The sequence below is a fragment of the Streptacidiphilus jiangxiensis genome (assembly GCF_900109465.1).
GTDB lineage: Bacteria > Actinomycetota > Actinomycetes > Streptomycetales > Streptomycetaceae > Streptacidiphilus > Streptacidiphilus jiangxiensis.
Genome location: NZ_FOAZ01000001.1, coordinates 388,095 through 407,646, shown reverse-complemented (window position 1 = coordinate 407,646; position 19,552 = coordinate 388,095). Strand labels below are relative to the sequence as shown.

The 19,552-nt window shown below is 68.6% G+C and carries 14 protein-coding genes; 3 read left to right on the top strand and 11 right to left on the bottom strand.

Annotated elements, in window-relative coordinates; translation table 11 throughout:
• Positions 1-88: 88 nt before the first annotated feature.
• The 10 genes from BMY61_RS01785 to typA all read right to left on the bottom strand — a co-directional run bounded on the left by BMY61_RS01785 (position 89) and on the right by typA (position 14,797).
• Complete coding sequence (locus tag BMY61_RS01785; RefSeq protein WP_052438289.1) at positions 89-1,789, bottom strand: ABC transporter family substrate-binding protein; 1,701 nt, start codon at positions 1,787-1,789, stop codon at positions 89-91.
• Between the two features lie 72 nt (positions 1,790-1,861).
• Complete coding sequence (locus tag BMY61_RS01780; protein ID WP_042442278.1) at positions 1,862-3,934, bottom strand: ABC transporter ATP-binding protein; 2,073 nt, start codon at positions 3,932-3,934, stop codon at positions 1,862-1,864.
• Complete coding sequence (locus tag BMY61_RS01775) at positions 3,931-4,929, bottom strand: ABC transporter permease (protein ID WP_042442273.1); 999 nt, start codon at positions 4,927-4,929, stop codon at positions 3,931-3,933. Before BMY61_RS01775 ends, BMY61_RS01780 begins: the two co-directional genes overlap by 4 nt.
• Before the next feature lie 48 nt (positions 4,930-4,977).
• A complete protein-coding gene (locus tag BMY61_RS01770) occupies positions 4,978-5,901 on the bottom strand; it encodes an ABC transporter permease (protein WP_236655832.1) in 924 nt (307 codons plus the stop codon).
• Positions 5,902-6,641: 740 nt separating this feature from the next.
• Positions 6,642-7,748, bottom strand: coding sequence for an ABC transporter ATP-binding protein (locus BMY61_RS01765; RefSeq protein ID WP_082014706.1), 1,107 nt, complete (start codon positions 7,746-7,748; stop codon positions 6,642-6,644).
• Positions 7,741-8,784: an ABC transporter ATP-binding protein gene (locus BMY61_RS01760; protein WP_042442264.1), complete on the bottom strand. Its 1,044-nt coding sequence runs from the start codon at positions 8,782-8,784 to the stop codon at positions 7,741-7,743. Before BMY61_RS01760 ends, BMY61_RS01765 begins: the two co-directional genes overlap by 8 nt.
• Before the next feature lie 33 nt (positions 8,785-8,817).
• Positions 8,818-9,699, bottom strand: a complete 882-nt coding sequence (locus BMY61_RS01755) for an ABC transporter permease (protein WP_236655844.1) — start codon at positions 9,697-9,699, stop codon at positions 8,818-8,820.
• 142 nt (positions 9,700-9,841) lie between these two features.
• Positions 9,842-10,765 (bottom strand): ABC transporter permease, encoded by a 924-nt coding sequence (locus BMY61_RS01750; RefSeq protein ID WP_042442261.1) that lies wholly within the window; start codon positions 10,763-10,765, stop codon positions 9,842-9,844.
• A gap of 74 nt (positions 10,766-10,839) precedes the next feature.
• Positions 10,840-12,465, bottom strand: a complete 1,626-nt coding sequence (locus BMY61_RS01745; RefSeq protein ID WP_042442256.1) for a peptide ABC transporter substrate-binding protein — start codon at positions 12,463-12,465, stop codon at positions 10,840-10,842.
• A 427-nt stretch (positions 12,466-12,892) separates the two neighbouring features.
• Positions 12,893-14,797 (bottom strand): translational GTPase TypA, encoded by a 1,905-nt coding sequence (typA, locus tag BMY61_RS01740; RefSeq protein ID WP_042442254.1) that lies wholly within the window; start codon positions 14,795-14,797, stop codon positions 12,893-12,895.
• A gap of 226 nt (positions 14,798-15,023) precedes the next feature.
• Between typA and BMY61_RS01735 the strand changes: the two genes are divergently transcribed.
• A complete protein-coding gene (locus tag BMY61_RS01735) occupies positions 15,024-16,250 on the top strand; it encodes a hypothetical protein (RefSeq protein WP_042442251.1) in 1,227 nt (408 codons plus the stop codon).
• Between the two features lie 178 nt (positions 16,251-16,428).
• Here BMY61_RS01735 and BMY61_RS01730 read toward each other — a convergent pair whose 3' ends face one another.
• Positions 16,429-18,168, bottom strand: coding sequence for an ABC transporter family substrate-binding protein (locus BMY61_RS01730; RefSeq protein ID WP_161791192.1), 1,740 nt, complete (start codon positions 18,166-18,168; stop codon positions 16,429-16,431).
• Between the two features lie 238 nt (positions 18,169-18,406).
• Between BMY61_RS01730 and BMY61_RS01725 the strand changes: the two genes are divergently transcribed.
• Together BMY61_RS01725 and BMY61_RS01720 are read left to right on the top strand one after the other, a co-directional pair.
• Entirely contained in the window at positions 18,407-18,640 is a 234-nt protein-coding gene (locus tag BMY61_RS01725) for a hypothetical protein (protein ID WP_042442250.1), read from the top strand.
• Positions 18,641-18,715: 75 nt separating this feature from the next.
• Complete coding sequence (locus BMY61_RS01720; RefSeq protein ID WP_042442248.1) at positions 18,716-19,552, top strand: hypothetical protein; 837 nt, start codon at positions 18,716-18,718, stop codon at positions 19,550-19,552.

The following is a 19,552-nucleotide window of genomic DNA, read 5'->3' as shown; positions in this document are numbered from 1 at the left end:
TCCGTTCCTGCCGGGAACGACAGCGAAGAACCCCCCGAGCCTTCCGGCTCGGGGGGTTCTTCGTCAGGCCTCAGCCGGACGACTCAGCTCACTTGGTGAAGCCGATGGTCAGCCAGTTGGTGGTCTGGTAGCCGAAGGCACCGAAGTTGGCCAGGGTGGCCTTCTCCGCGAAGATCTGCGGACGCTGCTCGAGCGGCAGGTTCACAGCCTCCTGCCAGATCAGCCCGTCGGCCGCGTTGATGTCGGCGTAGTACTGGGTGACGTCGGTGTCGGCACCGGCCTTGTTCAGCGCGGCGTCGAGCTGCGCCGAACCGATCTGGGAGATGTTCGCACCGGCGTTCTGCGGGGTCGGGCTCTGGTAGCTCGACTCGACGTTGCCCAGCGGGAAGTACGGCGTGGCCGCGGTCGCGGAGAAGATCGTCATGTCGAACTTCTCGGCGTTGAGGTCGTTGAAGAAGGTCACGCCGTCCAGGGAGACGGTGTCCAGCTTCACGCCGACCGCCTTGAGCATGGCGGTCATGACGTTCGACTCGTTGGTGGCGACCGGAGTACCCGACGGGATGGTCAGGTTGAACTCGAGGGTCTTGCCGTCCTTGTGACGGTAGCCGTCCGAGCCCATCTTCCAGCCGGCCGCGTCGAGCTTGGTGCCCGCCGCGCTCGGGTCGAACTTGCCCAGGTCACCGGAGTTGTCCTGGTAGCCGACACCGCTGGAGACCAGGAAGTGGTTGTTCAGCGGCTTGATGACCCACGGCAGACCGGTCAGGTCACCCTTGGCGATCGCGTCGCGGTTCAGGGCCTGGAAGATGGCCTGACGCACGTTCGGGTCGGTCAGGTTCGGGCTCTTGCCGTTGATCCACGCCTGACGCCAGTTGGCGCCGTAGGCCACGCGGACGGCCGTGTTGGCGACGCCCTTGACCTGCTTGTAGATGGCGATGGACGGGCCGACGTCGATGAAGTCGATCTCACCGGAGGCGAACGCACCCGGGGTGGAGCTGGAGTCCAGGGCACGGAAGTTGATGGTGTCCAGGACCGGCTTGGCACCCCACCAGTTGGGGTCGCGCACGACGGTGACGACCTTGGTGGTCGCGTTCATCGTCTGCACCTTGAACGGACCCGCGGTGACCGGGATCTTGTTCTTGTAGGCGTTGTTGAAGCCGTCGACCGTGGAGACCTGGGAGGCCGGGTACAGCGGCGCGAACAGGCCCTTCCACTCCGCGTAGGGGCTGGAGTAGGTGACCACGACCTCCTGGGCGTTCTTGCCCTGGACGACGGAGGCGATCTGGTTGTAGCCGACCGTGCTGAGCGCGGCCATCTTCGGGTTGGACCCGTTCTGGTCCTGCCAGTCGACCTGGAAGTCCTTGTACGTGATCGGGGTGCCGTCGGACCACTTGGCCTTCGGGTTGATCTCGTACGTCACGACCTGCTTGCCGCCGACCGTGGCGACCGTGGCGCTGGTCAGGTAGTCGGGGTTGGCCGTGATGTTGCCCTGGGCGTCCGACTGGAACAGCTGCGGCATCAGCGGACCCATGGTGTCGACGATGGAGCCCTCGTTCTGGGACTCCGCCGTCATGACGTTCCACTGGGTCGAGTACTGGTCGACCGGGTAGTTCAGGGTGCCGCCCTGCTTGAGCTGGCTGGCCGGAACGGTGTTGATGTCGTTCGCGGTGCTGGCCTTCTCGGTCGCCTTCGGGGCCGCGGTGCCGCCGCTGCTGCTGCAGGCAGAGGCGCCGAGCACCAGGCCGGCGGACAGGGCGACAGCCGTCGCGAGCTTGAGGGTGTTGCGGGACAAAGCGGGTCCTCCCCTTGGAGATCAGTTCAGTGAATTCGGAACTGCCGTGACGGGCCGGTGGGGCCGGTAACGTCAGACGACTTCCAGTGCCGCCGCGTAGTGGCAGGCAGCGGAGTGGTCGGCGGCCATCGCCGTGGACGCGGGGTCCTCGGTCCGGCACCGTTCGGCCTCGCCCTCGGTGAGGCCGACGAACTTCGGGCAGCGCGTCCGGAAACGGCAACCCGACGGCACATCCGCCGGGCTCGGCAGATCTCCGGTCAGCAGGATCCGCTGCCGCTCCCGCTCCTTGCGCGGGTCCGGCAGCGGCACCGCGGAGAGCAGTGCCTGCGTGTAGGGGTGCGAGGGCGATTCGAAGACCGCCTCCGCGTCCCCGCTCTCGACGATCCGTCCCAGGTACATGACCGCGACGCGGTCAGCGATGTGACGGATCACCGAAAGATCGTGGGCGACGAACAGGTAGCTGAGGCCCAGCTTGACCTTGAGCTCGTCGAGAAGGTTGATGACACCGGCCTGGATGGAGACGTCCAGCGCGGAGACCGGCTCGTCCAGCACGATCAGCTTCGGGTCCAGCGCGAGGGCGCGGGCGATGCCGATGCGCTGGCGCTGACCGCCGGAGAACTCCGTCGGGAAGCGCTCCGCGTGCTCGGGCAGCAGGCCGACGAGGCTCAGCAGCTCGGGAACACGGGCCTGGATCTTCTCCTTGCTCCACCCGTGGGCGCGCAGCGGCTCGGCCAGTACGTCACCGACCGGCATGCGGGCGTCGAGGGAGGCCATCGGGTCCTGGAAGACGACCTGGAGGTCGCGGCGGATGCCCCGACGGTCCTTGCCCGTGAGGGTCTTGGTCTCCTTGCCGAGGACGACGACGGAGCCCTCCTGCTTGCGCGGCAGGTCCAGGATCTCCAGCAGGGTGGTGGTCTTGCCGCAGCCGGACTCGCCGACCAGGGCGAAGGTCTCCCCCTCGCGGATGTCGAAGGTCAGGCCGTCGACCGCCTTGACGGTGCCGACGCGACGCTTGAAGACGGCGCCCTTGGTCAGCGGGAAGTGCTTGATCAGGTTCTCGACGCGGAGCACCTCGGGACGGGAGGCGCGGTCGGACTCGCCCTCCCACTCGGACAGCTCGGGGGTCGGGAACATGCCCTCACGGGCCAGGTCGCCGTTGCCGATCTCGGCGGCGCGGTGGCAGGCGCTCTGCAGGCCCGGGACCGCGGCCACGTCGACGAGACGGGGCTCCTGCTCACGGCAGATGTCGACCGCGATCGGGCAACGGGCGGCGAAGGGGCAGCCCTTGGGCAGCTTCACCATGGACGGCGGGTTGCCCTCCAGCGGCGTCAGCGCCTTGCGCTCGGTCTTGTCCAGCCGCGGCACGGCGCTCAGCAGGCCGATGGTGTACGGCATGTGGGGCTCGTAGAAGACGCCCTCGGCGGTGCCGGCCTCGACCGGACGGCCGGCGTACATGACCGTGACGTTGTCGGCCATGCCGGCCACCACGCCGAGGTCGTGAGTGATCATCAGGATGGCGGCGCCGGTGACCTCCTGAGCGGTCTTCAGCACCTCCAGCACCTGCGCCTGGATCGTCACGTCGAGCGCCGTGGTGGGCTCGTCGGCGATGATCACCTTGGGGTCGTTGGCGATGGCCATGGCGATCACCGCGCGCTGGCGCATACCGCCGGAGAACTCGTGCGGGAAGGCGTCGATCCGGCGCTTCGGGTCCGGGATGCCGACGAGCTCCAGCAGCTCCAGGGCGCGGGCGCGGGCCGCCTGCTTGCTCAGGTTCTGGTGGATCTGGAGGGCCTCCATCAGCTGCGTGCCGATGGAGTAGACCGGGGTCAGCGCGGACAGCGGGTCCTGGAAGACCATGCCGATGTCCTTGCCGCGGATCTTCGACATCTCGGTGTCGCTGAGGCCGAGCAGCTCGCGGCCCTCCAGCAGGACCGAGCCGGTCACCTGGGCGCTGGTCGGGAGCAGGCCGAGGACGGAGGTCGCGGTCACGGACTTGCCGGAGCCGGACTCGCCGACGATGGCGAGGGTCTCGCCGGATCGCAGCGAGAAGTCGATGCCGCGGACGGCACGGACCGCGCCGGACTCGCTGGGGAACGTGACGCGCAGGTCGCGGACCTCGAGCACGGGGGTGTTGTTGGAGGTCACGACGCGAGCCCTTCCTCGGCACGAACGGTGTTGCTGACGATCTCGACCTGCTGGCTGTCGCTCTCCCCGTCGGCGGGGAGCTTGACCTTCGCCTTGGCGCCGGAGGCCGACGGGTCGAACGCGTCACGCAGGCCGTCGCCGATGAAGGCGGAGCAGAGACCGATGAGGACCAGGAAGCCGGCCGGGACGAAGAACATCCACGGCGAGGTGATCGCGTCGGGCTCGCCGTCGGCGATCAGGGTGCCGAGCGAGATGTCGGGAGCCTGGATGCCGAAGCCGAAGTAGGACAGGGAGGTCTCGCCGAGGACGATCAGACCGATCTGCACGGCAGCGTCGACGATCAGCAGCGAGGCCATGTTGGGCAGGATGTGCCGGAAGATGATCTTCATCGAGCCGACGCCCATGTACTTGGCCGCCAGCACGTACTCACGGTCCTTCAGGGTGAGCGTCATGCTGCGGACCACGCGGGCGGTGATCATCCAGCCGAGGGCGGCGAGCAGCAGCACGAAGATCAGCCAGCTGACGTGGGCCAGCTTGGGCGAGATCGTCGCCAGCAGCAGGAAGCCCGGGATGACCAGGAGCAGCTCCAGGCCCCACATCAGGGCGCGGTCGATCCAGCCGCCGAAGTAGCCGGCCGCGGCACCGACGACGGCGGCGATGAACGTCGTCAGCGGGCCACCGATGAGGCCGATGACGAGCGACTTCTGCAGGCCGCGCAGCGTCACGGCGAGCATGTCCTGGCCGGAGTGGTTGGTGCCGAGCAGGTGGCCGCCCTGGCCCGGGGAGGTGCCGAGGTAGTTCCAGTCGTTATCGGTGTACTGCCACTTGAGGATGGACGGCAGCACATAGGCGCCGAGCAGCAGCAGCACCAGGATGGCGATGCCCACCAGGGCGAGGCGGTTGCGCACGAAACGGCGCAGGATCAGCTGGCCGCGTCCGCGGCTCTTGGTCGGTTCATCGGCGGCGAGGGCGCCGGCGACGGCTTCGGTCGTCATTTCTCTGTCATCTCCTCGGGGTTCGGCGGGTCGGCAGCTGACGCGAGGTCAGACTCGAACCCGAGGGTCGAGGGCGGCGTAGACAAGGTCGGAGAGCAGGCCCGCGATGAGGACCAGGACCGAGGTGAAGACGCCGATCGCCGCGACGGAGTTGATGTCGTTGGTGGTGATGGTGTCGACGGTCCACTCACCCATGCCGTGCCAGCCGAAGAGCTTCTCGGTGAAGGTGGCGCCGACGAAGAGCAGGACGATGTTGTAGACCAGCAGCGGCATCACCGGGATGACGGCCGTGCGCAGACCGTGCTTGACGATCGCCTTGCGGAACGGCAGCCCCTTGGCGCGGGCCGTCCGCAGGAAGTCGGCGTTCAGCACGTCGAGCATGGTGCTGCGCTGGTAGCGGCTGAACAGGGTGACCTGGACCAGCCAGAGCGTCAGCGTCGGGAGGATCAGGTGCTGCATGTTGCTGAGCACCACCGCGACCACGCCGTGGGCGTTCGGGTCGTCAAGTCCCGTGTACTGGATGGGCGATCCCATCCAGTTGTCGATCGTGCGCAGCGTGATGCCGATGACCGGCACCGGCATGGCGATGATCGCGTAGGAGACGATGGTCGAGATCCGGTCCGAGGGACGGTACTGGCGCAGTGCGTTCCAGGCGCCGAGCATGACACCGGTGATCGAGCCGATCAGCGTGGAGAGCAGCAGCAGCTCCGTGGAGACGAAGATGCGCCGTCCCATCTCGGCGTTGACCGAGCCACCGTCGATCATCGTGCCGAAGTTGCCGTGGAACAGGATCTGGGTGAGCCAGGTCCAGTAGCGCTCCACCACCGGGACACGGGGGTCGAGGTTCTGCGAGGCCAGCACCGAGTACACCGACGACATCGGCGGCCTCGGGTGCCGCGAGAGCAGGTTCATCGCCGGCTCGAGGCAGTACGAAGCAAGGAAGTACACGCCTGTCGATGCGATGAACGTCAAGATCAGATAGTTGATCGCCCGCTTTAGCAGGAACCGCCCCATGCCGCGCCCCATCGTCGTTCTGGCCGCGACCACCCCTCGGCGGCAGTCACGGCAATGCTTACTGAGCCCCCCGCTCGATGTCGTCTGGTGACGACGCCTAAGCGCTTCCCGGGCCGTCGACCGGTGGATCGACCTGGCAACAAATCATGGCGTCGCCTGAGCAGCGTGACTACGTCTCATCGGTGAAGTTTCAGTAACGCACGCTTATGAGACACAGCGGGCGGGTTATCGAACTACAGCCCATCAGGGGTGCATCCGTGAGGGTTTGTCCGATTTAAACCCCCGGTTTACCAGGGGTCATCGCCTCCGGTAGTGAAGGCATCACTGCTCGTGAAAGGGCCGAGTAAGCGGCGCCGGGCGGTTCACCCCTGTCAGTGGTGCCACAAAGGCGCAAATTAGATCAGTCACCTGACAATGGCCTCGAAACCGATCCGGGAAATGCCTCGGAATGAAGAGACCCCGGAAATCCCCCATTGAGGGGGGCATAAACCCCACACCTGGGGGTGGCGCTCGGGCGCACCCGCCAAGTGGTGGTGGAGGGGAGCGACACCCCGTCCCACCTGCATTGACATGGACGCAGCGATATCCCGGCGGGTAAAGCTGTGAGAAGTCCGGGACGCAAGATCGGCCGAAAAACACCGCAGGGCCGCCCCCGTGATCGGGGACGGCCCTGCGGTGTTCTGCTGCGCTCGGGCGGCCTACTCGGCCTGGTCGCCGTTGGTGGCGCCGACGACGTCGACGTCCTCGGCGAAGTGGCACGCCGACTCGTGCGCCGCCGGGGTGTCCTCACCGCGGAACACCTGCGGGATCGCCAGCAGCGGCTCCTCGACGGAGCACTTCTCCTGCGCCTTGAAGCAGCGCGTGCGGAAGCGGCAGCCGGACGGCGGGTTGGCCGGCGAGGGGATGTCGCCGCTCAGCAGGATCCGCTCGCGGCCCTCGCGACCCTCCGGGTTCGGCACCGGGACCGCGGAGAGCAGCGCCTGGGTGTAGGGGTGCGTCGGGTGCTCGTAGATCTCCTCGTCCGAGCCGATCTCGACCATCTTGCCCAGGTACATCACGCCGACGCGGTCGGAGATGTGGCGCACGATCGAGAGGTCGTGGGCGATGAACATGTAGGAGAGGTTGAACTCGTCCTGCAGCTTCTCCAGCAGGTTGATGACCTGCGCCTGCACCGAGACGTCCAGCGCCGAGACGGGCTCGTCGCAGATGATGACCTCGGGCTTGAGCGCGAGACCGCGCGCGATGCCGATGCGCTGGCGCTGGCCGCCGGAGAACTGGTGCGGGTACCGGTTGATGTACTCCGGGTTCAGGCCGACGACGTCCAGCAGGTCCTGCACCGCCTTGCGGCGGTCGCCCTTGGGGGCCACCTCGGGGTGGATCTCGAAGGGCTCCCCGATGATGTCGCCGACCGTCATGCGCGGGTTCAGCGAGGTGTAAGGGTCCTGGAAGACCATCTGGATGTTCCGGCGGATCGCCTTGAGCGCCCGGCCGGAGACCTTGGAGATGTCCTCGCCCTTGTAGAGCACCTGGCCGCCGGTGGCCGGCTCCAGGTTCATCAGCACCTTGGCCAGCGTGGACTTGCCACAGCCGGACTCACCGACGATGCCCAGGGTCTCGCCCTGGTACAGGTCGAAGCTGACCCCGTCGACGGCCTTGACCGCGCCGATCTGCTTCTTGATCAGGATGCCCTGGGTCAGCGGGAAGTGCTTCTCCAGATCCCGGACCTGCAGGATCGGCTCACCGCGCTCGACCCGCTTGTCCATCACGGCCTCGATGGCCGCCTCGGTGGCGGTCGGCTCAGCCATGGATGGTCTCCTTCCAGAAGTGGCAGGCGCTGCCACGGCCCTCGACCGGGGTGCCGTCGGCCTCGGTCACCGCGTGCAGCGGCGGGACCTCGGAACGGCAGACCTCCTGGGCCATCGGGCAGCGCGGGTTGAACGCACAGCCGGAGGGGATGCGCAGCAGGTTCGGCGGCAGGCCCTTGATCGCGTAGAGCTCCTGGCCCTTCTGGTCCAGGCGCGGGATCGAGTCGAGCAGGCCGCGGGTGTACGGGTGGGCCGGACGCTGGTACAGCTCGTGCACCGGGGCCGTCTCGACGATCCGGCCGGCGTACATGACCGCGATCTTGTCCGCGACGTCGGCGACCACGCCGAGGTCGTGGGTGATCAGGATCAGGCCCATGTTGTACTCGCGCTGCAGATCCGCCAGCAGCTCCATCACCTGGGCCTGGACGGTCACGTCCAGGGCGGTGGTGGGCTCGTCGGCGATGATCAGGTCGGGCTCCAGGGCCAGCGCCATGGCGATCATGATGCGCTGACGCATACCGCCGGAGAACTGGTGCGGGTACTGGTTGACCCGCTCCTTGGCGGCCGGGATGCCGACCCGCTCCATCAGCTCGATGGCCTTGACCTTGGCGTCCTTCTTGGACATGCCGCGGTGGACCCGGTACATCTCGCCCAGCTGCATCCCGACGGTGTGCACCGGGTTCAGCGAGGAGAGCGCGTCCTGGAAGATCATCGCCATCTGCGAGCCGCGGATCTTGCGGCGCTGCTCGTTGTTGAGCTTCAGCAGGTCCTGACCCTTGAAGAGGATCTCGCCGCCGGTGACGAACCCGGGCGGGCTGTCCAGGATGCCCATGACGGCCTGCGAGGAGACCGACTTGCCGGAGCCCGACTCACCCAGGATGGCGAGCGTCTCGCCGGCGCGGACGCTGTAGTTCACGCCGTTGACGGCCTTGGCCACACCGTCGCGGGTGCGGAACTCGACCTGCAGGTCGCGCACCTGGAGCAGCGGAGCGTCCCCGCTGTCCGAGGTGCGGCCCCGCGTGTGGTCGGCTGTCACTTCGGTTGCTTCAATTCCCACGGTTCCGCCTCCTCAGCGCAGCTTGGGGTCGAGGGCTTCGCGGACCGCGTCGCCCAGCATGATGAACGCGAGCACCGTGATGCTCAGTGCACCGGCCGGGTAGAACAGCATGTGCGGCGCGTTGCGGAAGCCCTGGACGGCGGCCGAGATGTCGATGCCCCAGGAGACCGCCGGCGGGCGGAGCCCGACGCCCAGGAAGCTCAGCGTCGCCTCCAGGGAGATGAACGTGCCGAGCAGGATGGTCGCCACGACGATGATCGGCGCGGCCGCGTTCGGCAGAATGTGCCGCACCATGATCCGCTTGCTGCCGGCGCCCAGGGCGCGGGCGGCGGTCACGTAGTCCTGCTGCTTCGCCGTGATGACGGAGCCGCGGGCGATACGCGCGACCTGGGGCCAGCCGAAGAGCGACAGGAAGCCGACCACGACCCAGACCCCGCCGCTGGTGACGGAGGACAGGAAGACGATCGCGCCGAGCAGCAGCGGGATGCCGAAGAAGATGTCGGTGATGCGCGAGAGCACCGAGTCCCACCAGCCGCCGTAGAACCCGGCCAGACCGCCGAGCACGACGCCGAGCACCGTGACGCCGAGCGTGGTGAAGACACCGACGATGATCGAGTTGCGGGTGCCGTAGACCGTGCGGGCGTAGACGTCGCAGCCCTGCGTGTCGAACCCGAAGGGGTGGCCCGACTCGGCGCCCGCCTGGGACTTCGAGAGGTCGCAGGAGAGCGGGTCGAGCGAGGTGAACAGGCTCGGCCAGACGGTCATGACGAGCAGCAACGCGATGATCGCGGCGGAGACCCAGAAGATCCAGTTGCGCCGCAGGTCACGCCACGCGTCCTGCCACAGGCTGCGGGGCTTCTCGCGGTCGATGACCTCGATGGAGGCCGAGGCCATGGGCTCGGTCTCGCGCAGGTCCTCGCCGACGATCATGTCATGCGTCTCCAGGCCGCCCATCCCGGAGTCGGCGCTCGGGAAGACACTGGACTTCTCGGTGCCGGCCGGCCGGTCGGGCTGGTCGGGCCGCGGGAGCAACGGATCAGACATACCGGATCCTCGGGTCCAGGACCGCGTAGAGCAGGTCGACGAGCAGGTTGGCGACCAGGTAGATGATCACCAGGACGGTCACGAAACCGACGACGGTCGGCGTGTTCTGCGTCACGATCCCCTGGTACAGGTTGTAACCCACACCCTGGATGTTGAAGATGCGCTCGGTCACCAGGGCGCCACCCATCAGGGCGCCGAGGTCCGTGCCGAGGAAGGTCACCACGGGGATCAGCGAGTTGCGCAGCAGGTGGTTCGAGATCACCCGGCGCCGCGGCAGGCCCTTGGCCACCGCGGTCCGGACGAAGTCGGCACGGGAGTTCTCGGCCACGGTGGTCCGCGTCAGACGGGCGACGTAGGCCAGCGACGTGGAACCGAGGACGATGCCGGGGACGATCAGTTCGTTCCAGGGAGCCCCGAAGGACACCGAGGGGCTGATGACGCCCCACTTCACCCCGAGGAAGTACTGCGCCAGATAACCGATGACGAACACCGGAATCGAGATGACCACGAGCGTGAAGAGCAGGACCAGCGTGTCCGTCAGCTTGCCGCGGCGCAGACCGCTGGCGACACCGAGCCCGATGCCGAAGATCATCTCGAACAGGAAGGCGATGATGGCCAGCCGGATCGTGATCGGGAAGGCGTTGGCCATCAGCGTGCTGACCGGCGTGCCGTTGAACGAGGTACCGAAGTCGCCCCGGAAGACGCCTGCCATGTAGTGCAGGTACTGCGCCCACAGGGGTCGGTCCAGCCAGAGCTGATGCCTGATCTGCGCGGCGACCGCCGGGTTCGGTGCCTTGCCCGCGAAGAACGCCGCGACCGGGTCACCGAGGCTGTACACCATGAAGAAGATCAGGAACGTGGTCCCGATGAAGACGGGGATCATCTGGAGCAGGCGTCGGATGACGTAGCGCCCCATGAGGCCTCCTGGAATCGAAGGGGGCGGCAGCCGGGGCCGTGAGCCTCAGCTGCCGCCCGCCCTTTGGGGAATTGCTACTTCTTGACGGCCCAGTAGACCGGGTTCTTGAATCCGTCCATCTGGACGTTGGAGACGTTCGCCGAGTAGCCGGCCAGGTTGTTCGAGTACCAGAGCGGGGCGACCGGCATGTCCTTCGCCAGCTGCAGCTGAGCCTGCTGGAACAGGGCGTTCGCCTGGGAGGTGCTCGGGGCCTCGTTGCCCTGGGTGATCAGCTTGTCGAAGTTCGCGTTCGAGTACTTCGAGAAGTTGTTCGGCGCGCCCGTGGTGTACAGCGGCTGCAGGAAGTCGACCGCCAGCGGGAAGTCCTGGCCCCAGCCGGTGCGGAACGGGCCGGTCATCTGGAAGCCCGACATCTTGTTCAGGTAGTCGTTGAACGTCGCGGTCGGGGCGCCCACGCAGGCCTTGGTGTTGCCGAGGGCGGTGTTGATGCTGTTGCAGACCGCGTTGACCCAGTCGGCGTTGCCGCCGTCGGCGTTGTAGGCGATGGTCATCGAGCCGCCGGGGATGCCACCGGCCTGGTCGATGAGCTGCTTGGCCTTGGCCGCGTTGTAGACGCAGGCGTCGCCGCAGAGTCCGGACTTGTAGCCGCCGGACTCACCGAGGGTCGGGGAGGTCCAGTCGGTGGCCGGGGTGACCGAGCCGTGCAGGATCTTCGAGGCGATGGTGTTGCGGTCGATCGCCATCGAGATGCCCTGGCGCAGCATCGCGCCGTTCGCGCCGTTCCACGCGCCCACGTAGAGCGGGAAGGAGAGCGTGGTGTTGGCACCGGTCGGCTCGTTGATCACGCGGCCGTTCAGGTCCGACTGCATGTTCGGGATGTCGCCGGTCGGGATGACGTCGTTCACGTCCAGCTTGCCCGACAGGAGGTCCGCGTAGCCGGCGGTCGGGTCGGTGTAGACGATGAGGTTGATGCCCTTGTTCTCCGGCTTGGTCGTGCCCGCGTAGTTCGGGTTCGGGACCAGCGAGAGGTTGGAGCCGGCGGTGTAGCCGCCCTGGATCATGTAGGGACCGTCGCCGACCGGGTTCTTCTGCCACGCGGCCGGGTCCTTGAAGAACGACTCCGGGAGCGGGTCGTAGGCCAGGAAGCCGAGGGTCTGCGGCCAGGTGGAGAACTTGGCCGTCAGCGCGACGGTGAAGGTGTTGTTGTCCACGACCTTCAGGCCGGACATGGTCTGCGCCGTCGGGTTGCCCTTGGTCGGGGCGACCTGGTCGTAACCCTTGATCGAGGAGAAGTAGCTGGAGTTCGTCTGCTGGTTCGTGGCCAGCGCCGTGTAGTTCCAGGCGTCCACGTAGCTCTTGGCGGTCACCGCGGTGCCGTCGGAGAACTTCCAGCCGGGCTTGAGCTTGACGGTGAAGTTCTGCTGGTCGTTCGTGGTGACCGACTCGGCGTTCTGGTTGATGACCGCGTTCGTCTTGGGGTCGTAGGTGATCAGACCCTGCAGGATGCTGGTGACGACCTTGCTGCCGTTGATCTCGGCGGTGTTGCCCGGAGTGAGCGGCTTCTGCGGGGTACCCCAGATCGCGTTGACCACGCCGTTGCCGGAGCTGGAGCCGGAGCTCCCGCTGCTGCTGCAGGCCGTCGCGGCCAGCGTGATGGCGATGGCACCGACGACGAACTTCGCTTGCGTGGCTCCACGCATTGGACGTGCCTCCTCGAACGTGCTGTTTGCACTTTTCATGTGGCACCGACACCCACCCCTGGGCGGCGGCACCTGAGCTCGCGAACCGGCGGTCGTGGTCGAGCGCCGACCCGGTGACCCGAGCGTCGTGGTCTCTACTATCCGTCACTCTCGGCGATGCTTCCGACCAAATGACATTGCGGTTTGATCACACGCCTGTGAGCTGCGTCTCGCAACCCGGGCATGACCAGGTGGGTGCATCGGGTGTCGAATCGGACATGGAATACCGCCATCCATCATCCTGACACCGATATCCGTACAGCCCGGCACTGACACTCGGCCCGATTGTCATCACAATGAGTGACGGCCGAACGGCAGCAGAAAGCCGCCGGAAGCAAGGCTTCCGGCGGCTTCTTCTACGCTACGGCGTCAGGCTCGGGCCCGAGGCTCAGCCCTTGTTGACGCGGCCGCGGGTGCGGGCACGCGTCTGGGCGTCCAGGACGACCTTGCGGATGCGCACGGTCTCCGGGGTGACCTCGATGCACTCGTCCTCGCGGCAGAACTCCAGGGACTGCTCCAGGGAGAGCTTGCGCGGCGGGACGATCGACTCGGCCACGTCGGCGTTCGAGGAACGCATGTTCGTGAGCTTCTTCTCCTTGGTGATGTTCACGTCCATGTCGTCGGCGCGCGAGTTCTCGCCGACGATCATGCCCTCGTACACCTCGGTGCCGGGGTCGGTGAACAGCACGCCGCGCTCCTGCAGGTTGGTCATCGCGAAGGCGGTGACCACGCCGGAGCGGTCGGCGACCAGGGAGCCGTTGTTGCGGGTGGTGAGCACGCCGAACCAGGGCTCGTAGCCCTCGTGGATCGAGTGCGCGATGCCGGTGCCGCGGGTGGAGGTCAGGAACTCCGTGCGGAAGCCGATCAGACCGCGGGACGGGATCACGAACTCCATGCGGACCCAGCCGGAGCCGTGGTTCGACATGTTGTCCATGCGCGCCTTGCGGACACCCATCAGCTGGGTGACGGCGCCCATGTGCTCCTCGGGCACGTCGACCGTGAGGCGCTCGACCGGCTCGTGGGTCTTGCCGTCGATCTCACGGGTGACGACCTGCGGCTTGCCGACGGTCAGCTCGAAGCCCTCGCGACGCATGGTCTCGATGAGGATGGCCAGCGCCAGCTCACCACGGCCCTGCACCTCCCAGGCGTCCGGACGCTCGGTCTCCAGCACGCGCAGCGAGACGTTACCGATCAGCTCGCGGTCCAGACGGTCCTTGACCTGGCGGGCGGTGACCTTGCGGTCCACCTTGGCGCCCGACTTGGCGTCGGCGCCCTTGCCGGAGCCGCCCTTGCCGACCAGCGGCGAGGTGTTGGTGCCGATGGTCATCGAGATGGCCGGCTCGTCCACCGTGATCAGCGGCAGCGCGATCGGGTTCTCCGGGTCGGCGAGGGTCTCACCGATCATGATCTCGCCGATGCCGGCGACGGCGCAGATGTCGCCCGGGCCGGCCTGCTCGGCCGGCTTGCGGGTGAGCGCCTCGGTCATCAGCAGCTCGCTGATGCGGACGTTCGAGATCGAGCCGTCGCGCTTGATCCAGGCGACGGTCTGCCCCTTCTTCAGGTAGCCCTGCTCCACGCGGAGCAGCGCGATGCGCCCGAGGAAGTTGTCGGCGTCCAGGTTGGTGACGTGGGCCTGGAGCGGCGCGTCCTCGTCGTAGACCGGGGCCGGGACGTGGTCCAGGATCGTGGAGAAGAACGGCTCCAGGCTGTCGCTGTCGGCCGGGACCGTGCCGTTCTCCGGCTTGGTGAGCGACGCGATGCCGTCACGCGCGCAGGCGTAGACGATCGGGAACTCGATCTGGTCCTCGTCCGCGTCCAGGTCGAGGAAGAGGTCGTAGGTCTCGTTGACGACCTCGTCGATCCGGGAGTCCGGACGGTCGGTCTTGTTGATGCAGAGGATGACCGGCAGCTTGGCCTGCAGCGCCTTGCGGAGCACGAAGCGGGTCTGCGGCAGCGGGCCCTCGGAGGCGTCCACGAGGAGGACGACCGCGTCGACCATCGACAGACCGCGCTCGACCTCGCCACCGAAGTCGGCGTGGCCCGGGGTGTCGATGATGTTGATCGTGATCGGGTCGCCACCACCCTTGGGGTGGTACTTGACCGCGGTGTTCTTCGCGAGAATGGTGATGCCCTTCTCGCGCTCCAGGTCGTTGGAGTCCATCATGCGGTCGTCCAGGTGCTGGTGCGCCGCGAAGGCGCCCGCCTGCTTCAGCATGGCGTCCACCAGCGTGGTCTTGCCGTGGTCGACGTGCGCGACGATGGCGACGTTCCGGATGTCATTGCGCGTGGGCATACGGAGTACAGTTCTCCCGAATCGACTGGGCGTGGCACCCGCCGAACACGCGTCTGTGTCGCCGGTCCACCCACCGGGCATCTGAACATGCCACGGCTTTGTCCTATGGTACGTGGTTGGCCCCGTACCCTCGCGCGCCGCCCGGCGAACGGCTGATGTCCGGCGCTGGAACGCGGGCCGGAAAGCTCTGGTGGCAGTCGCCCCGAAGCTGGCATGATCCCCGGCCGTGACCCCCGAGCCCCAGGCGCCGCAGGCGCCTTTCCCGCCCTCGCCGCCCTCCCCGTCGAGCGGCCCGTCCCCGGTTGCGGACCAGCGCCGCAAGCGGCGGAACCGCCTGATCCTGTTCGCCTTCGTCTACGGGCTGCTGATCGTGGAGATCGTCGGCTCCGGCCGCCCGTCCGTGGCGGAATCGGCGCTCGGCGGCTCGGTCGGCGTCCTCGTCGGCCTGCAGCTGCTGCAACTCGTCGGCCTGCTGCTGGGACGGCTCGGCGGGACGGCGCCCACTCTGCTGGTGATCGGCAGCGGCCCGCTGCTCGCCGTCCGACGGCTGGGGCAGGTGACCGTGCTGATCCGCCCGATCCCGCTGCTTCCGGTGCAGGTGCTCTCCAACGTGGTCGCGGTGCCCGCGCTGCGGGTCCGCCTCTTTCTCGGCGGGCTGCTGCGGATCGGGGTCCTTGTCGGGCTCGGCGCGTGGCTGCTCGCCGGCGCTTCCCACTTCGGCGCGATGGTCGGCATGGGCTTCGAGCTCGTCGCACTGCTCTCCCTGCTGAGCGTGAAGCAGCGGGGATCGGCCGCCTGGATGATCTTCCGGGTCCCGACCGCGGACCGCTCGGTCGTGACCGCTCTCGCCCTCGACCCCGCGGAGATGGCGGTCCAGCGTGCGGTGATGGGCGCCCGCAACGGCGAGGCGCGTGCCGCGTTGGCCGGGGTCACCTCGGACCGGCTCGTGGCCGTCCGCCTGCGGGCGGCCGTGGACATCGCCGAGGGAAGGTACCGCGAGGCGCTGGACGCCCTGCGGCTCGCCCGTGTGGACGCGGACCCCGCGGAGCCCGGTGGCGAGCTGCTGCTCGCGCGCGCGGCGCTGTACGGGCTGGAGGCCGGCGCGATCCCGCACGACGAGGCCCTGGCCGTGGCGGGCGCGGCGAGCGCCCAGGCGGGCGGAAGCATGCCCCGGCTCTACGTCATGACCGAGATCCCCGCCACCGAGGCGCTGCTCACCGGCCGCGCGGCGGAGGCCCTCGCCCTCGCCCGCACCGGCGCCCGCCGCAGCACGGATCTGCAGACCCGCGCCCTGACCCTGTGCACGCTCGCCGCGGCCCAGTCCGTCACGGGGGACCAGCCCGCGGCCCGGGCGACCCTCGCCCGCGCCCGCGCCCTCGCCCCGGACCTTGCCCGCCTCGCGACGGTGGAGCGCCTGATCACGGAGCTCCCGCTGACCCGCGACCGGGTCTGAGGCGCCGCCCGCCCGTTCAGGGGCGCGAGCCGCTGCCCGTGCGGCTCTCCCGCGTGGGCGCGACGATCCCCCGGCCTTCGGCCGGGGCCCCCTCCGGCGTGCGGATGGTCCTCACCGGAGCGGTCCCTCCGCACGCCATTGGTTTCTCGCGGTTCCTCGCACCCCTCGGGAGGGGCGACTAACCCTTCCCGGCGGCGAAGCCGATGTCCTGGAATCGCGGGGTGGCGAAGCCGAACGCGCCGGCGTTGCGGACCCCGGCGCGCAGGCCGACGAGCTCGGGTGACTGGAACAGCGGGAGCGACGGGGCTTCCTGCCAGATGCGGATGTCCGCCTCGTTGGTGAGGCGGGTCGCGTCAGCGGGGGTGCCGGCCGCAGCTGCCCGGGCGAGCAGCTGGTCGATCTCGTCGGTGCCCGTCGCCGACAGATTCTGCCCGACCGAGAGCGAGCCGTCCTGGTTGACCTGCGGCTTGGCGAAGAACCCGGCCTCGTCGGCAATGGGGAAGGGGGACGCGGGCCAGTTGACCAGCGCCAGGTCGAAGTCGCCGGCGGCGATGTGCTTGGTGAAGAAGTCCGCCTCCGCGACCGGCTTCGCCGTGACGCCGATGCCGACCTTGGCGAGCTGCGCGGTCAGCAGCCGCGCGAGCGTGACGTCGCGCGCGGAGCCCGTGCGGGTGAGCAGGGTCAGCGACAGCGGCTTGGCGCCGTTGGCGCGGATCGCCGCGCCCGAGGCCGCGTCGCTGTGGGCGCCCAGGCGCCAGCCCGCGGCGTCCAGCAGCTTGGCGGCGTTCGCCGCGCTCGCGCCGAGGGCGGCCGCGTCGTCCTGGTAGCCCTGCTGGTCGCTCATGAGCAGGTGGTTGCCCAGCGGCACGGCGGGGAGGCCGAGCGGCTTGAGCACCGCGTCGGCCAGCGCCTGACGGTCGACCGCGTCCGCCACGGCACGGCGCACCTGCGGATCGGCGAGCAGGCCGGCCCCACCGTTGAAGGCGAGCGCCAGGTACCCGGGAGCGGCCGCGCTGAGCACCGCGGTGCCGGAGGTCGCGTCGGGCGTGTCGCCGGAGTCGTCCGCGGCACGGCTCAGGTCGGCGATGTCGACCTGGTGCGAGGCGAGCGCGGCTGCGGCGTCCCCGGGGTTCACAGCTGTGAACGCGACGGAGTCCAGCTTGGCGCGATCTCCCCACCAGTGCGGGTTGCGCGTGACGGTCAGGGTCTTCTGGCCGTCCTCGCCGGGCGCGCCCTTGAGTGTGAACGGACCGGAGTCAGCAGTGAGCGTGCTCTTCAGCCCCGCTGTGAACGCCTGCGGCGAGGCCGTCGCGGCGGCGGGGTAGAGAGGCGTGAACAGCGACCGCCACGGCGCATAGGGGTGCGCGAAGACCACCTTGACCTGGTGCGGCTTCGCCCCTGCGGTGACCTGGGCGATGCTGTCGTAGCCGTCCGCGTGCGCGGCGCCCGCCGCGGCGAACGCCGGGTCGGCGCCGCTCAGGGCGTGCCACTGGCCGACGAAGTCGGCCAGACCGAGCGGCTTCCCGTCGCTCCAGGTGGCCTTCGGGTTGAGCGTGTAGAGGACCGTCTGCGGCGAACCGGCGACCTGCTCGGCACTCTGCACGTAGTCCGGGTCCGCGGTCGCCCGGCCCTGGGCGTCCAGGGTGAACAGGGTCGGCAGCAGCGCCTCGTCCACGAGTGTCGTCGCCGGGCCGGCGTCGGCCTGGAAGGCGTTCAGGGTGGTCGGCAGCGCGTCCACCGCCCAACGCAGGGTGCCGCCCTGGGCCACGGCGGCTCGATCGGCCCGGGCCATGTCGTCGGCGCGGACGGAAGGCGTGTCCGAGCCCGAGCAGGCGGCGAGCACCAGGGCCACGGCGGCGGCCAGCACCGCAGCGGTCGTTTCACGCGGCGGCCTTACGAAGCTGTTGCGATACACCACACCGACACTCAAGAACGCTGCCGTGCAGCATGCCTGACGACACGTCGACCGCTGCGCCGAAGCCACTCGATCGGGGCAGCGGATTGCGCCAGGCGGGGGCGCGCGCCGACGAGGCGTAATCCGCCAATCGTGAGCAAAGCCTTTCCATGCGAGGGCGATCGGGGCCACACTCGCTTCCGCGCGTTCCTGACACGACATCAGGAATCGAAAATCCATGCGCGTGGAGGGGAGCTGAGCCATGCCCTCGAACACGATCGACCCCGCCGCTCTGGCGGAGGCGCACCGACGCCTCGCCGAGCTGGACCGCGCCGTCGACGAGACCCGGTCGGCCCTGTCCCGACTGAGGGCCTGCCTGCCGCCGACCTGCGTGCCCGAACAGCGCGTCGGCCTGATCGAGATCCCGGACGCCCCTTACGACCCGGCGATGTGGCAGGGCGCCGAGGACGAGGGCATCGGCGGCCACCACCACTGACGGCAACCGGTCCACCCGGATCACAGCCGCGCCCAGCAGGACCAGCGGCACCAGCAGGAGAGGACGAGGACAGCAGTGACGACGGAGACGAGGCCCCCCGAGGCCGCGCAGAAAGCCGGCCGGGGGGTCCACTCCCCTGGGCGCGCACAGATCACGGAGCGGCACCTGCGGCGGGACCGCTGGTGGCTGCCCCAGGTGCTGACCGCGGCCGGCCTGCTGCTGTTCATCGGGTACTCGACCTGGCGGGCCTTCTTCGGGCTGAGCACCTCCTACGCTCCGCCCTACATCTCGCCGTTCTACTCCCCCTGCCTGGCCGCCAACTGCAAGGCCGGGACCGGCGGCGTGGACTGGGCACTGTTCGGCGGCTGGTGGCGGCTCTCCCCCGCGCTGATCGTGCTGATCTTCCCGCTGGGCTTCCGGCTGACCTGCTACTACTACCGCAAGGCCTACTACCGCTCCTTCTGGAGCTCCCCGCCGGCCTGCGCGGTGGCCGAGCCGCACGCCAAGTACACCGGTGAGACGCGGTTCCCGCTGATCCTGCAGAACATCCACCGCTACTTCTTCTACTTCGCCATCCCCGTGGCCGGGATCCTCACCTGGGACGCGATCCTCGCCTTCCGCGATCCGCACGGCCGCTGGGGCCACATGGGCCTGGGCACCCTGGTGATGCTCGTCAACATCGTGCTGATCTGGGCCTACACGGCCTCGTGCCACTCCTGCCGGCACATCGTCGGCGGTCGGCTCCGGCACTTCTCCAAGCACCCGGTGCGCTACCGGATGTGGACCTGGGTCAGCAAGCTGAACGCCCGCCACATGCAGCTGGCCTGGGCCTCCCTGTTCAGCGTGGGCCTGACCGACCTCTACGTGTACCTGCTGGCGAGCGGCGCGTTCAGCGACCCCCGCTTCTTCTAG

What these genes read in the sequence shown, in the direction of transcription:
- BMY61_RS01745 (WP_042442256.1), bottom strand. Translation starts at nt 12,465, where the DNA reads ATGCGTGGAGCCACGCAAGCGAAGTTCGTCGTCGGTGCCATCGCCATC.
- typA (WP_042442254.1), bottom strand. Translation starts at nt 14,797, where the DNA reads ATGCCCACGCGCAATGACATCCGGAACGTCGCCATCGTCGCGCACGTC.
- BMY61_RS01775 (WP_042442273.1), bottom strand. Translation starts at nt 4,929, where the DNA reads ATGACGACCGAAGCCGTCGCCGGCGCCCTCGCCGCCGATGAACCGACC.
- BMY61_RS01765 (WP_082014706.1), bottom strand. Translation starts at nt 7,748, where the DNA reads ATGGCTGAGCCGACCGCCACCGAGGCGGCCATCGAGGCCGTGATGGAC.
- BMY61_RS01755 (WP_236655844.1), bottom strand. Translation starts at nt 9,699, where the DNA reads ATGGCCTCGGCCTCCATCGAGGTCATCGACCGCGAGAAGCCCCGCAGC.
- BMY61_RS01750 (WP_042442261.1), bottom strand. Translation starts at nt 10,765, where the DNA reads ATGGGGCGCTACGTCATCCGACGCCTGCTCCAGATGATCCCCGTCTTC.
- BMY61_RS01725 (WP_042442250.1), top strand. Translation starts at nt 18,407, where the DNA reads ATGCCCTCGAACACGATCGACCCCGCCGCTCTGGCGGAGGCGCACCGA.